Consider the following 15,420-nt stretch of genomic DNA (forward strand, 5'->3'; position numbering starts at 1 on the left):
TATATCTTCTTAATCATTGAAGGCGCAAAGGTTCTTAATAGTAATAAATTGCGAAGCATGGGTGAAGGGTTTTCACCTATGCTTCGCGGTGAAAAGGCTATGGATCTATCCATAAACACTTCACCTTTTATCCGCGCTTAGCAGGGATAAAACCCATCAACTCGCCATTTGGCGACCCTTCACCTTTTAACGTGCGAAGCAATCGCTAAAACCCTTCACTTTACTTCGCAATTTCTTCATATTATGAAACAGCTTTATTCCATATATCCGCCCTTCATAGGTGATACTGCACATTTAGTATAAATACCTAAAACCCCTTTAGTATATTTAGGTGTTGGCTTAATCCATTTTTCTTTTCTATGTTTTAATATACCTTTAATCTCATCTTCAGTTTTTTTACTTCCAACTACCCCTATTATGTCTATACTCCTTGCTGGTATGTCTATCTTAATTAGATCATCTTCTTCAACAAGTGCAATTGGTCCACCTTCACTTGCCTCTGGAGATACATGTCCTATTGCTGGTCCTCTAGTTGCACCTGAAAATCTACCATCTGTAATAAGTGCTATAGATTCTACAAGTTCTGGGTCTGACGCAATTGCCTCCGTTGTATAGAACATCTCTGGCATTCCTGAGCCCTTCGGTCCTTCGTACCTTACAAATACTGCATCACCCGGTTTTATGTTTTTAGTTAATACCGCTTTAATTGCATCTTCTTCACAGTCAAAAACTCTGGCCTTTAAAACTACTTGCATTAACTTTTTTGATACTGCAGAATGCTTTACAACTGCCCCCCCTGGTGCTAGATTTCCTTTGAGAATAGCTATAGCACCCTGTTTTTGAATTGGATTTTCTTTTGACTTTATCACATCTTCTTTTTTAACTCCAAGGCTTTCTATAAGCCTTTCATGTTCTTCATAATATCCACTTTTCTTTATATATTCTAAATTCTCTCCTAATGTTTTCCCTGTAACAGTCATAACATCTAAATGTAAAAATTCTTTAATTTCTTCCATTATCGCTGGAACACCACCCGCATTCCAAAAATATGAACCTGGATAAAAACCACTTGGTCTTATATTAAGAATGTATGGTATTTTTCTATGAATTTCATCAAATAATTCTGGTTCTATTTCTATACCAAGTTCGTGAGCTATTGCTGGAAGATGTAACAATCCATTGCTAGATCCAGCAATTGCCGCATGTACCATTATTGCATTTTCAAAAGCTTGTTTAGTCATTATATCTGAAGGTTTTATTCCTAGTTCAACAAGTTTAAGTGACTGTACCGCTGCCCTTTTAGCTGCATTTTTAAGTTCCTTTGAATTTACTGGGATTAATGCTGTTCCAGGTAAAGCAACCCCTAAGGCTTCTGCCATAACCTGCATGGTTGAAGCTGTTCCCATAAATGAACACGCTCCGCAACTTGGACAGGCATTATGTTTATAATAATCATATTGCTCTTTAGTTATTTCTCCTCTTTTATACTGTGCATCATAAGTACCAATTTGTTCAAGTGTAAGCATTTTAGGTCCTGGATTCATAATCCCACCTGGAACTAATATTGCTGGCATATTAAGCCTTGCAATTGCCATTAGATGTGCTGGTACTGCTTTATCACAACTAGTTATAAATACACCTGCATCAAAAGGAGTTGCTTCCACATGTATTTCTATCATGTTTGCCATCATTTCTCTTGATGGAAGTGAAAAATTCATACCATCATGACCTTGTGATTCACCATCACATATGTCTGTTACGAAAAATTTAGCTGCCCTGCCTCCACTTTCATTTACAACCTTAAATGTTTCATCTACCAAAGTATCAAGATGTGCACTTCCTGGATGACTGTGTCCAAAGCTACTTTCTACTATTATCTGTGGTTTCTCAAGATCTTCTAGTTTCCAACCTGCACCAAGTCTCAAAGAATCAATTTCAGGAGCTTTTTGTCTTATTTCTTGACTTTTTAACATATAGATCACCTCATATTTATAATTATTTGTATTACAAATTAGTGTATATTTTAGTAATAACTTGTGTTTTATTAATATTTATTTGATTTATATCTAAAGTTGTATTATAACTTTAGATATATAATACTATGTAATCGTTTTTTAGTCAATAGTTTTTTCACAATGCAAAATAAAGTTTCACATAGCAAAACACCCCAAGAAATATCAATATATCTCTTGGGGTGTTTAATTATTTATTTTAATTTTCTTAGGTCACTTATAGTTCTCTCAGCATGTCTTCTAGCATAAATTGCTGCAAGCTCTGAATCCTTATTTTTAATTGCGTCTAAAATAAACTTATGTTCATGGATTCCGCCTTCTGGTCCAAGGCTTTCATATAAAGTTCTCTGATGGTATTCAAGCACATTTCTTAGTAATTCATTTACTTTTATAATCAAAGTATTTTGTGTTCCCTCCGAAATTTTCGTATGAAACTTTAAATCCTCTTCTGTGAATTTCTTCATGTCATTGCTATAACTTTTCATTTTTTCATAACTAAATTGAAGTTCTTTTATTAAATCTTCACTTGCCCTTTCAGCACATAATCTAGCTGTTTCGGGTTCAGTAATTAATCTAAATTCCAGTATATCCATATAGTTATCTCTGTCCAAAATAAGCATAGGCAGTAAACTGTTTAAATAAACTGATGGTCCCAAATCATTTACAAAAGTTCCCCCACCTTGTTTTTTAGTTATAATGTTTAGCGTTGCTAGTTTTTCAATGGCTTCTCTAACAGATACCCTGCTTACATTTAACTCCTCTGAAAGTTTTATCTCTGACATAATCTTTTGTCCAGGTTTCCATTCACCAGTAAAAATTTTTTCCTGAATATTTTCTAGAACCTTATCACTTGTTCTACCATCTTTCATATGAAATCTCCTATTTTATCTATCTTTGAACACTACCAGAAGTATTTCCACCTGCAACAGCCATTATTTCATCTTCACTACAAAGGTTAAAATCACCTTCCACAGTATGTTTCAAAACAGCTGAAGCTGTAGCAAACTCTAAAGCATCTCTTGAATTTGCCCCATTAACCAACTTATAAACAAGTCCTGCTGCAAATGCATCTCCTGCGCCAACTCTATCTTCAATTGTAAAATCGTATTTCTTAGATTGATACAATTCATTTCCATCATAAATAAGGGCTGACATTGCATTATGTGTTGCTGAATAGTTCTCTCTTAAAGTAGTTACAACATATTTTATATTAAATCTTTTTTGCATATTTGAAAAGATGTTTTTAAAATTATCTAACTCTACTCCTTGCTTTGCAAAATCCGCAACAGAATATTCTTTATCTTCTTCACTATTTATCCAACCAAAACAAACATCCACATCTTTTATTATATTAACCATAACTTTTTCAAAATCAGGATAATCCCAAAGTTTGTTTCTATAATTTAAATCTACGCTAATACGTATACCTTTTTTCTTTGCATAGTCAGTAGCTTTTTCAACTAAAGTTATACATTTTTCTCCAAGAGCAGGTGTTATGCCTGAAAGATGAAACCAATCCGCATCCTTAAAAACCTCATCAAAGTTTATTTTCTCTGCATTTATATCACATATTGATGAATGCTTTCTATCATATACTACCTTAGAAGGTCTTGTTGATGTACCTTTTTCAAGAAAGTATATTCCTAGTCTTTCCCCACCTCTAACGATATAATCTGTTTTTACTCCATAACTTCTTAAAAAATTTACTGCACTTTGACCAATTTCATTTTCAGGTAATCTAGTTAAAAAATAAGAGTCCATACCCATATTAGCTAAAAACACAGCTACATTTGCTTCTGCTCCACCATATATAGCGTCAAAAGACCTAGCTTGCGTAAATCTGCTATGACCTGGTGTAGTTAGTCTTAGCAATAACTCTCCCATTGTAACTATTTTCTTTGCCATTGTTATTCCTCCTGAAATATTATTTTCTAGCTTCTTTTACTTTTGCAACGAATTTTTTTGCTGTTTCTGTTATCTCTTGATAATTTCCAGTTTTAGCCCCACCTATAAGTTGGCCACCAACGCCAACAGCTACACAGCCATTTTTGATCCATTGCTCTACATTATCAAGACTAACTCCACCAGTTGGCATTATTGGAACTTGTGGAAGAGGTGCCTTTACATTTTTAACCATACTTGGTCCATAAGCATCTCCTGGGAATAACTTAACTATATCTACTCCAGCTTCCATAGCTCTTATCATTTCAGTTATTGTCATACAACCAGCCATGTATGGTATTTGATACCTGTTACATAGTTTTGCACTTTCTAAGTCAAAACCAGGGCTTACAATATATTGTGCTCCAGCAAGTATTGCAATTCTAGCTGTTTCACTGTCAAGTACAGTACCAGCTCCAACTATTAATTCTTCTTTTGAAAATGTATTTTTTAGTGTAGTTATAACCTTGTCAGCACCAGGTACTGTGAAAGTAACTTCTATAGCAGGAATTCCGCCCTCTATGCAAGCCTTTGAAATTTTAACTGCTTGTTCTTCATTATCTGCTCTAACTACTGCAACCACACCAACTTCTTCAATTCTACTTAAAGTGTTTATTTTTTCGATCATACTATATTCCTCCTAATTTTTATTATTTATTTTATGCAAAAATTATAGTCTTATCCTTACATGTTTCATTATACAAAACTGTGTTTCATTAATCAAAACCTATTTATGCTATATTTGATATTTATCATTAAATATCATTGTTTAATTAAGCATTTCTTTGAATTTCTAATAAAATGAAAGGAAACCTATTACTTATCCTCTGTAACCAAGTTCCCTAGATATTTTTCCTGCATATTCAATTATAAGCTTTGAAAATTCCTCAATTTTTTCCTCTTTAAAACTTATTATAGAACCAGAAATACTAATTGCACCACAAACATCACCTTTATAATCTAATATCGAAGTAGCTGTGCATCTTATTCCAATTTCATTTTCCTGTTCATCTATTGCATATCCCTTTTCTTTTACATCTTTAATTACTTCCTTGAACTTATTAAAATCTGTTATTGTGTATTCTGTTAATTTTTCTATTTTGCTGCTATTCCAAATATTTAGAACTTCTTTATCTGTCATATGTGCAAGCATTGATTTTCCAACTGCAGTGCAATATACCTGACTCCTCTTTCCGATTTTTGAATACATTCTTATTGGGTTCTGAGATTCAACTTTTGCTATATATATGATTTCAGTACCTTCTCTAACTACTAAATGTATGACTTCATTAGTTTTTTCCATAAGTTCCTGTAACAATGGTCTAGCTGCTGTAACCACATTCATTTTTTCAACCTTTTTGCTTCCAAGCTCAAATAACTTTAAAGTTAATTTATATTTGTTAGTATCTTCATTTTGCTGCACATAGCCTTTAACCATTAACGTATATAAAAGTCTATGCACCGTGCTCTTATGCAGATCCACCTTTTCGCTTATTTCAGTTAAACCAAGTCCTTCGTCATATTCAGATAAGACCTCAACAATCGATAAAGATCTCTCTACTGATTGTACTACCTCCTGCATTTAAACACTTCCCTTCTTATACACAATATAAATATAATATATTTACTAGTGAAATATTTCAAGCTTTTTTCTTTAATACAAAAAACATCTATTTTTTAAATTTAGTCACATTAATTTAAAATTATTGTTGCATATTTTTTAATGTTGTGGTATATTAACTTTACAATTTACATATGAATACTATTCTTTCATAAGTTTATCTGCGCCACGATATTAAATTGTGGTTATTATAAAAGGAGGTTTTATTTTATGAACAAACATGTAAAAACACTACTTTTATTTGGACTTATTTTAGGGACAACTTTGCTTCCAACCAGTTTTTTAGTCAATGCCTCTTCCATATCTTCTAATGCAAAAAAAGCTCCAGCCACGTGGAAAGCCTATCCACTGATTAGAGTAAAGCAAGCATCAACAGCCGGTCCTGTGGGTTACACCGTTTCACAAATTAAAAATGCCTATGGTTTAAATCAAGTTTCAGCAACCGGCAAAGGCCAAACCATAGCAATCGTAGATTCCTACGGTAGTCCCACAATACAAAATGACTTAGCTGCATTTTCTAAACAATTTGGAATTTCTTCAGGAACCCTAACCGTAGCCTATCCAACTGGAAAACCCAGTAGTACAGATGGAGGTTGGGCCCTTGAAACAGCTATGGACGTTGAATGGGCTCATGCTGTAGCACCAGATGCAAAAATTCTCTTATGTGTTGCAAAATCTGATTCTAGTGATGATTTAGTAGCTGCTATTGATTATGCTAGTTCTCATGGCTCTCAAGTTGTATCAAACAGCTGGGGTGGTTCAGAATTCGATGGCGAAGATTCCTATGACTCACATTTCCAGCATTCAGGAACTGTTTATTTAGCATCTTCTGGTGATGATGGTTCTGGTGTAGAATGGCCGGCAGTATCACCTAATGTATTATCCGTTGGAGGTACAACATTGAATATTGATTCTGCTGGAACATATAAAAGTGAAAGTGGATGGTCTGGCTCTGGTGGTGGGACAAGCTCCTATGAACTTACACCAAGTTATCAATCTAATTTAACAAGCATTATAGGAGACTACCGTGGAAATCCCGACATTTCTTGGGATGCTGATCCTAATACTGGAGTTGCAGTTTATAGTACTACAAAATACAATAGCAAGTCTGGCTGGTTTCAAGTTGGTGGGACAAGCCTTGGATCTCCAAGTTGGGCTGGTCTTGTAGCATTATTTGATCAAAGTCGTGGAAGTGCTCTTAACAGCTTCGATACTATTTCTAGTCTTTACAGTGCATCAACTTCAGCATATAATACAGACTATCATGATGTTACTACAGGAAATAATGGCGATTTCTCTGCTAAATCTGGATATGATTTAATTACTGGTATTGGTAGCCCAAAAGCCAACGCACTTGTTCCATACATTACTAATGCAACTAATTTAAAAACTAAATAGCTTCTATTAATATAATTATATATTTTGTTTTAAGGTTGATAACTGTCTTATTGTTATCAACCTTCTTTTAAATTGTAGGCCTAATCTTATATTTTAGTTAAGGTTTTATTTCATTGATAATTATAAGCATGTATAATAAATATAGAATCATACCTCAATTTGATTTTAGTTAGGAGATTTAAATTAATGAAAAAAAATAAATTTATACTATTTACCGCCATTTTTATAATGATATCATTGGTTTTTAATGGTTGTAGTTATAATTCTAGTAGTTCAAATACATCAATAAATATAAACAAAAAAATAATTGCCTTTCCATCCAATAGCAAATATTATACAGGCCTTACTTCTATGGATAAAGTAAAATGGGGTTTTATTGACGAATCAGGCAATGTTGTCGTAAAACCAAAATATGATAGTGCAACAAACTCAAATGATGGCTTAGCAATAGTAACTCTTAATGGTAAAAAAGGTTATATAAATTCAAATGGTGTGATGGTTATTAATCCTCAATTTGATGCTGCTGATCAATTTAAAGATGGTATTGCAAGAGTTTTTATTAATAAAAAATGCGGGTATATTGATATGACTGGCAAATTTATCATTAAACCTATATATGATTTGCTTGGTAATATTTCTGATGGAATGATATCAACATGGCTAAATAAAAAATATGGATTTGCCGATACCACTGGCAAAATAATTATTAAATCTCAATTTAGTGATGCAAATGATTTCCATGACGGTTTGGCATTAGTTAGAGTATCAGATAACCATTATACCTACATTAACAAAAAGGGTACTATTGCTATTGATAAACAATTTATATCCGGAAGTGATTTCAGTGAAAATTTAGCAATGGTAAAAACAAACGATAGCCTAGGTTTTATTGATACAAATGGAAACTTTATTGCAGAGCCTAAAGCTAATTATATGCTTTCATTCTCAGACGGATTAGCACCTATACTTATACATAATGAATGGGGCTTTATTGATACAAAAGGCAATATTGCTATTAATCCACAATATCAAGGCGTACAAGCTTTTGAAGATAAATTAGCCGCTGTAGAGATAAATCATAAATGGGGTTTTATTAATACCAACGGTACTATGATTGTTAAACCTCAATTCGAATATGTTTTTCCTTCTGAAGACGGAATTAAATTAGTATCAAAAGGTACTGGCATTAATTCACGATATGGATATATGGACAAAAACGGAAACTACATGTTACCTCCTAGCTTAAAGTATGCCAAATCTTTTTCAAATGGTCTGGGCTTAATAAGTAAAGATGGATTTAATTTTGAGTATATTGATGCAAAAGGTAAAGTTATTTTTAAATTAAATACATAATTTCTAATTTATTTAGGTATACAAGCTATAACAACTTGCTCCGTTTTTTATGCGTAATTTTCAAATGACAAATAGAATATCAAATTTAAGCAAAATTAAAAACCTTGCAATCCGTTGAGATTACAAGGTTTTTCTTTGGTGCACCTGAGAAGATTCGAACTTCCGGCCTGCGGTTTAGGAAACCGTCGCTCTATCCTACTGAGCTACAGATGCATACCGTTTACCTAAACATTTTATTACAGTTCTTATATAATGTCAATATTAACACTGCTTTAAAAAGCAAAACTCATTAAATTAGCAATTCCTCAACATATAAATCTTTTCTAACCTTTAAATCTATAAATTCGTTTTCATCAAATAAAAGCGGTGCGTTTAAATTATCTGGATCTACCTTTATTATTTTGCATACTCTTCCATCATTAAGTAGTGCTTTTTCTCCAATATAAAAATTCACAATGTGATTTGTAAACAATTTACAGTATTCATAATCTAGTTTTCCTAACTCCTCCTTCTGAATTATTGCTAGTGCTTCAAAAGGTTTTCTTTTTTCTCTGTATGGTCTTCTTGAATTTATTGCATCAAAAACATCTGCAATAGCTATTATCTTTGCAAAGGTAGGAATCTTTTCGCCTTTAATTCCAAGTGGGTAACCAGAGCCATCCTCTCTTTCATGATGTAATAACACACCTTGACTAACTGTTTTATCTAAAAATGGTATTTTACTTATATAGTTATATGCAACTAATGGATGAGACTTAATGTCCTTAAGTTCATTTTGAGTTAGTTTTCCTTCTTTGCATAATACTTTATTATTTATCTTGGTTTTACCAAAATCGTGGAGAATTGCACTATATACTAACAAATTCAATTGAACTTCATTAAGTCCAATCCATTTTCCTAATATTAAGCTTAAAGCTGAAACGTTAACACCATGTCTATATACTGTGTCCATCCCACTTCCGTGTAGTACAATGTTTTTTATAATAAGGTTTGCTGGATCCATTTCGCTTTTTACTTTTATTGCAAAATTTCTTACTTCTTCTATTCCTGAAACCTGAAGGTTGTCCATGCCATTAAAAATTTTTTGTAAATCCCCTGTGAGTTCATTGAAACTTTCTTCAACTCTCTCCATCTCTTCTTCTTTTAATTCATCGGCATTGGGTTCTGCATATACTTCTATTTTATTATATAGATATCTTTCCTTCAGTTTTGATATTGCCATTTCCGTAATAGGAATTCCTTCTGCTATTAAAACCTTATTATCATACATAATATTTTTTACAGCTATCATTCCTGCTTCTAAATCATTTATAGCCACATTCCTTTTCTTGGTTTTCATCCCCGTTAACCCCCAAACAGAACTTATTGTCATTTTTTCATTATAATAAAAAACATATATACTTATATTATAATTATTTTTAGCTTATTGGTAAATATATTATTAACATAATTTACAAACTTGTATTGATTTGATATTATTGTGGTATACTTATTAATAAATGGAGGTGTATTAATTATGGTAGACCAGTTAAAAAAAGCTCTTCTTGCAGGACTTGGTTCAGCTGCTTACACCTATGAAAAAGCGTCTAAAGTAATAGATGAGATGGTAGAAAAGGGTAAGCTAACTGTTGAAGATGGAAAAGAACTTTCTCAAGAGTTAAAAAAGAATATTGCTGAAAAAAGCGAAAAATTTAAACCAGTAACAAAAGATGAAATAACTGAACTTTTGGGTAATGTAAACTTTGTTACAAGAGACGAAATTGAAGACATAAAAAACAGACTTAGTAAACTAGAGGAAAAACTTCTATAATATATACTTAAAAGCCCAAACCTATGTGTTAGGGCTTTTAGTTTTAATTTGAAGGAGAAATGATTATGCGTAGAGAATCTGTACATAGGTTAAGACAAATTGTAAAAGTTTTTATTTATTATGGCTTTGGTTTTCTTGTTGATTCCAAATTCAGCAAAGACGACAACTCTCCTGCCAATTTAAGAAAAGCTTTCGAGGAATTAGGCCCAACTTTTATAAAAATAGGTCAGATTTTAAGTACTAGAACAGATCTTTTACCTTCGAATTATATTGATGAGTTATCTAAACTTCAAGATAATGCTCCTATTGAAGATTTTAATAATATTGAACAACTTTTTATAAACGAATTTCATGATACAATAGACAATAGTTTTTTATACTTTAACAAAAATCCTATTGGTTCTGCTTCAATTGCTCAAGTACATGAAGCTATATTAAAAGATGGTAGATTTGTAATTGTAAAAATTCAGCGTCCACAAATAGCGGATGAAATGCATATAGACTTATCTATTTTAAGTAAGATACTCCATCTTACTAAAGCTAAATTTACAGATACTATAATTGACTTAAAAGATGCTATTGATGAACTTTTAAAATCAACTGAAGATGAGTTAAATTTTAGGAATGAAGTTTTAAATTTAAAAAAATTTAAGGCTTTAAATAATGATGTCAATTATATTTACGTACCTTATATAATTGAAGACTTTTGCACAAAAAAAGTTATAACTATGGAAAAAATAGACGGTATTAAGATAGATGATATATCTTCACTTTCTAAGGCAGGTTATAATTTGGAGGATATAGGACGAAAACTTTCTATTTCTTTTTTTAAACAAGTTTTTCAAGATGGCTTTTTTCATGCAGACCCCCATCCAGGAAACGTAATTATTCGCCAAAATCAAATATGTTATATAGATTTTGGTCTAATGGGTTCACTTTCAAAATCTCTAAAAGATTCGCTAAATAAGGCTATTGTTGCTTTAGCTTACCGAGATATAAATGAACTTGTGTCCATCCTTATGTCTATCGGTGTTAGAAAAGGTCATATAGATAAAAACTCTCTCTATGAAGATGTAGAATACCTTCTTAGTACTTATCTTTCAACTTCACTTATGAATATAAAGGTATCTTTGCTATTTGAAGAAATATTTGAAATAACAAAAAGAAACAATATCCAAATACCGAAGGAGTTAACAATATTAGTACGAAGCCTTGTTATAACCGAAGGAGTTCTTTCAACGATTTCACCTGATTTAGTATTAATTGATTTAATTATGCCCTATATAAAATCACAAAATAGAAATACATTTATTAATGATTTTGAGTTTGATGAGTTTATGTTACATAGCCTTAAATTTATGAGAGCTTCTTCTCTCGTTCCATCAAAATTCATTGAATTTTCAGATAGTATTATAAGTGGAAGAGCTAAGATTCAGCTTAATCACAATAATTTGGATCAGCCAATTAAAAATCTACATAGAATGGTTAACAGGATTGTCTTTGCAGTTATAATATCTTCAATGATTATTGGTTCATCTCTTATTTTAAGAACGAATATAGGTCCAAAACTTCATGATATATCAATTATAGGAATAACTGGTTTCATTATTGCTGCTTTAATGGGTTTCTATCTTCTTATATCAATATTAAAATCTGGAACCTTATAATCTTATTTTTAGTCCATCTAAAATGCAATCCATTACACATTCGACAGTATCTTTTATATCTTCTTGACCTACTGATATTTCATAAATGGCAGAAGAACAAAAAGTTCCTATTAATGAATATGCAATTAATCTAGAATTTCCTTTCTTTATTATTCCTTCATCCATAGCATCTTTAATGTACATTTCTATATCACACATATATTTTTTCATTATATCTCTAAGTTCAAACTGCCTAATTTCTCTTCCCCAAAGTTGACTTGCAACAACTTTAAAAAAATCCCTATTCCTGTGTACAAGAATTAGTATTCCTTTAAACATTGCTCTTAATTTGCCAATAGAATTATCTTCATTTTCTAGTGAAGTATCGATTTCATCTTGAGTTAATCTCATACCTTCATCCATAATATATTTAAATATTTCCTCTTTACTTTTAAAATGATAATATAAGGTTCCTTTTGCAACACCTGCACTCATAGCTATTTCATCCATTGTTGCTCCATCATATCCTTTAATTGAAAAAACTCTTACAGCTGAGTTAAAAATTAAATTTTTAGTTTTATTCATAAAATCACCTCAAAATTTCCATACTTATACTAGGGTCACCATACATTAATATATGATAAACTTGTTAATTTATATATTATACTATGAAAATATCATAATACAATATACAAATTAACAAGTTTTGTATTGTACTTTGACATATATAACGAAACAACTTATAATCTAAATTAAAAACAAGATGAGGTTTTTTTTATGATTAAGTATTATGATAGGAAAGCAAAAACTTATAATATAGAAAAAGTTGCTGGAGATAGCTATTTAAACTGGACTTATTCTTCACCAATTGGAATGTTTTTATTAGAAAAATTAATAAAGAAAAAAATTTTTTCTAAGTTCTATGGTTATTATTGCAATACAAAGCTAAGCAAGGGCAAGATAAAAAAATTTATAGATGATTTTAATATTGATACATCCCAGTTTAAAGATAACCCAGAAGCCTATAATTGCTTCAATGATTTTTTTTATAGGAAACTTAAAGAGAATGCTAGACCAATTGATAAAGTTTCTAATTCTCTTATATCTCCTGGAGATGGCCGTCTTACAGCGTTTACTAACATTGACCTTAAAAACTTAATTCAAATTAAGGGTATAACTTACAGTCTATATGACTTTATAAAAAATGATGATGTTTCTAAAAAATATGCTGATGGAACTTGTCTTATTTTAAGACTTTGTCCAACTGACTATCATAGATTTCATTTTTTAGATAGTGGTTTTTGTGATGTTTCTAAAAAAATTAACGGTGCTTATTATTCAGTTAATCCTATAGCCCTAAAGAAAGTAAATAACCTTTTCTGTGAAAACAAAAGGGAATGGAGTTTATTTCATTCAGATAACTTTGGAGACGTACTTTATGTTGAAGTTGGTGCGACTTGTGTTGGATCAATTATTCAAACTTATTCTCCTAACAAAAAGATATCTAAAGGTGAAGAAAAAGGCTATTTTAAATTTGGAGGCTCAACAATAGTGTTATTTTTTGAAAGTAATGCTGTTTCTATTGATAAAGATATATTAGAACAATCTAGCCTTGGTTTTGAGACTAAAGTTAATATGGGTGAAACTATTGGGAATAATCTATAAAAGATTGTTAAAAAAACAATTATATGTTGAAATGTTTATCAGTTGGGATTATTGCCTAGTTTTGTGGTATTAATTTAATAATTTAATCATGAAATCATTAATAATTTCATGATTCCATGCTAGACTTAGTAGTTTTTTTAACAATCTTTTAAATGAAGTTCTTTCATTCACTTAAATATGTTATAATTGTTTTTGGATTTTTAATTTACTTTTTGGGAGGAAAAAGATGATTACAATAGTTCTAGATGGTAAGGAGATACAAACAGAACAAAACAAGACTATTTTAGAGGTTGCAAGAGAAAATGGTGCTGATATACCAACTCTTTGTTTTCTAAAAGACTGCGGAAATTTTGGTAAATGTGGTGTTTGTCTTGTTGAAGTAGACGGAAAATGTGTAGCTTCTTGTGTAGTTAAAGTTAAAGACGGCATGGTAATACAAACAAACACAGAAACAGTAAATGAAAGAATAAAGAAAAGGGTGTCTATGCTTTTAGACAAACATGAATTTAAATGTGGCCCTTGTTCAAGAAGAGAAAACTGTGAGTTCTTAAAACTTGTAATAAAAACTAAAGCTAAAGCTTCAAAACCATTTTTACCAGAAGATAAATCTGAATATATAGATGCTAGAAGTAAAGCAATCGTAATCGATAGATCTAAATGTGTTTTATGTGGACGATGTGTAGCTGCTTGTAAAGAATTCACTGGAACATGTTCAATACAATTTGTAAAAAGAAACGGACAAAGAGCTGTTGGAACAGTAGACGATAAATGTTTTGACGATTCTACCTGCCTTTTATGTGGACAATGTGTAATTGCCTGTCCAGTTGCTGCAATTACAGAACAACCTGGAATAGCTAAAGTAAAAGCTGCATTGGAAGATCCTAAAAAGCATGTAATTGTTGCTATGGCACCTGCTGTTAGAACTGCTATTGGTGAATTATTTAATATGGGCTTTGGAAAAGATGTTACTGGAAAACTTTATACAGCATTAAGAATGCTTGGTTTTGATAAAATCTTTGACATAATATTTGGTGCTGATATGACTATAATGGAAGAGGCCACTGAATTACTAAAGAGAATTAAAAACAATGGTCCCTTTCCAATGTATACATCATGTTGCCCTGCTTGGGTAAGACAGGCTCAAAATTATTTTCCTGAATTACTAGAAAATCTTTCATCAGCAAAATCACCTCAACAAATATTTGGTACTGCAACTAAAACTTATTACCCTGGAATATCAGGAATTGATGCTAAAGATGTATTTACAGTTACAGTAATGCCTTGTAATGATAAAAAATACGAAGCTGATCTTAAAGGCATGGAAACCGACGGCTTAAGAGATATAGATGCTGTTATAACAACAAGAGAACTTGCTAAAATGATTAAAGATGCAAAAATTAAATTTGCAACACTTGAAGACAGCCAAGCTGATCCAGCAATGGGTGAATATAGTGGTGCGGGTGCGATTTTTGGAGCAACTGGTGGAGTTATGGAAGCTGCTCTTAGATCGGCTAAAGATTTTGCAGAAAATGCAGAACTTGAAAACATAGAGTATAAAGAAGTAAGAGGCTTAAAAGGTATAAAAGAAGCTACTGTTGAAATTGCTGGCAATAGTTATAATGTTGCTGTCTTAAACGGAGCTGCTAATGTATTTGAATTCATGAAATCAGGAAAAATGGATGAAAAACAATATCACTTTATAGAAGTCATGGCTTGTCCTGGTGGCTGTGTAAATGGTGGCGGTCAACCTCACTTAACTGCATTAAACAGAGATACTGTTGACTATAAAACATTAAGAGCGTCTGTTTTATACAATCAGGATAAAAATCTTGCAAAGAGAAAATGTCATAAAAATCCTTCTATAATAAAGATGTATGAAACTTACTTTGGAAAACCGGGTGAAGGGCGTGCCCATGAGCAATTACACTATAAATATAGTAAGTAAATATTTTTAAATAAAGAAAGCAAACTCAA

The 15,420-nt window shown here is 31.5% G+C and carries 13 protein-coding genes and 1 tRNA gene; 6 read left to right on the forward strand and 8 right to left on the reverse strand.

Going from position 1 to position 15,420, the window contains the following annotated elements; all coding sequences use genetic code 11:
- Positions 1-254 precede the first annotated feature (254 nt).
- The 5 genes from ilvD to B8978_RS15365 form a co-directional block, all read right to left on the reverse strand.
- The gene (gene ilvD, locus B8978_RS15345) at positions 255-1,973 is read right to left on the reverse strand and encodes a dihydroxy-acid dehydratase (protein ID WP_084117084.1); all 1,719 of its coding nucleotides are present in this window, start codon (positions 1,971-1,973) and stop codon (positions 255-257) included.
- Positions 1,974-2,206: 233 nt separating this feature from the next.
- Entirely contained in the window at positions 2,207-2,881 is a 675-nt protein-coding gene (locus B8978_RS15350; RefSeq protein WP_084117086.1) for a FadR/GntR family transcriptional regulator, read from the reverse strand.
- A gap of 19 nt (positions 2,882-2,900) precedes the next feature.
- The gene (locus B8978_RS15355) at positions 2,901-3,917 is read right to left on the reverse strand and encodes a sugar kinase (RefSeq protein ID WP_084117088.1); all 1,017 of its coding nucleotides are present in this window, start codon (positions 3,915-3,917) and stop codon (positions 2,901-2,903) included.
- Between the two features lie 19 nt (positions 3,918-3,936).
- Positions 3,937-4,581, reverse strand: a complete 645-nt coding sequence (locus B8978_RS15360; protein WP_084117090.1) for a bifunctional 2-keto-4-hydroxyglutarate aldolase/2-keto-3-deoxy-6-phosphogluconate aldolase — start codon at positions 4,579-4,581, stop codon at positions 3,937-3,939.
- 192 nt (positions 4,582-4,773) lie between these two features.
- Positions 4,774-5,535, reverse strand: a complete 762-nt coding sequence (locus B8978_RS15365; RefSeq protein WP_084117092.1) for an IclR family transcriptional regulator — start codon at positions 5,533-5,535, stop codon at positions 4,774-4,776.
- A 249-nt stretch (positions 5,536-5,784) separates the two neighbouring features.
- Here B8978_RS15365 and B8978_RS15370 point away from each other — a divergent pair, with 249 nt between their 5' ends.
- Positions 5,785-6,972, forward strand: coding sequence for a S53 family peptidase (locus B8978_RS15370; protein WP_084117094.1), 1,188 nt, complete (start codon positions 5,785-5,787; stop codon positions 6,970-6,972).
- Positions 6,973-7,158: 186 nt separating this feature from the next.
- Positions 7,159-8,325, forward strand: coding sequence for a WG repeat-containing protein (locus tag B8978_RS15375; protein WP_084117095.1), 1,167 nt, complete (start codon positions 7,159-7,161; stop codon positions 8,323-8,325).
- Positions 8,326-8,461: 136 nt separating this feature from the next.
- Here the strand turns inward: B8978_RS15375 and B8978_RS15380 are convergent.
- Together B8978_RS15380 and B8978_RS15385 are read right to left on the reverse strand one after the other, a co-directional pair.
- Positions 8,462-8,538, reverse strand: a tRNA-Arg gene (locus B8978_RS15380).
- Positions 8,539-8,614: 76 nt separating this feature from the next.
- Positions 8,615-9,664 carry an HD-GYP domain-containing protein gene (locus B8978_RS15385; RefSeq protein WP_084117096.1) on the reverse strand — a complete coding sequence of 350 codons (1,050 nt, stop codon included), beginning with the start codon at positions 9,662-9,664 and terminating at the stop codon, positions 8,615-8,617.
- Positions 9,665-9,841: 177 nt separating this feature from the next.
- Between B8978_RS15385 and B8978_RS15390 the strand changes: the two genes are divergently transcribed.
- Together B8978_RS15390 and B8978_RS15395 are read left to right on the forward strand one after the other, a co-directional pair.
- Positions 9,842-10,135, forward strand: coding sequence for a phasin family protein (locus B8978_RS15390; RefSeq protein ID WP_084117097.1), 294 nt, complete (start codon positions 9,842-9,844; stop codon positions 10,133-10,135).
- A 65-nt stretch (positions 10,136-10,200) separates the two neighbouring features.
- Positions 10,201-11,802, forward strand: a complete 1,602-nt coding sequence (locus B8978_RS15395) for an ABC1 kinase family protein (RefSeq protein ID WP_084117098.1) — start codon at positions 10,201-10,203, stop codon at positions 11,800-11,802.
- On the opposite strand, the gene B8978_RS15400 is transcribed toward B8978_RS15395, so the two are convergent.
- Positions 11,797-12,366, reverse strand: coding sequence for a TetR/AcrR family transcriptional regulator (locus B8978_RS15400; protein WP_084117099.1), 570 nt, complete (start codon positions 12,364-12,366; stop codon positions 11,797-11,799). The genes B8978_RS15395 and B8978_RS15400 overlap by 6 nt on opposite strands.
- 192 nt (positions 12,367-12,558) lie before the next feature.
- On the opposite strand from B8978_RS15400, the gene B8978_RS15405 reads away from it, so the two are divergent.
- Both B8978_RS15405 and B8978_RS15410 read left to right on the forward strand, forming a co-directional pair.
- Positions 12,559-13,446, forward strand: coding sequence for a phosphatidylserine decarboxylase (locus tag B8978_RS15405; protein WP_084117100.1), 888 nt, complete (start codon positions 12,559-12,561; stop codon positions 13,444-13,446).
- A 226-nt stretch (positions 13,447-13,672) separates the two neighbouring features.
- Positions 13,673-15,391 carry a ferredoxin hydrogenase gene (locus tag B8978_RS15410; RefSeq protein ID WP_084117101.1) on the forward strand — a complete coding sequence of 573 codons (1,719 nt, stop codon included), beginning with the start codon at positions 13,673-13,675 and terminating at the stop codon, positions 15,389-15,391.
- The last annotated feature ends 29 nt before the right edge of the window (positions 15,392-15,420 follow it).

The organism is Clostridium acidisoli DSM 12555, assembly GCF_900176305.1.
Lineage (GTDB): Bacteria > Bacillota > Clostridia > Clostridiales > Clostridiaceae > Clostridium_I > Clostridium_I acidisoli.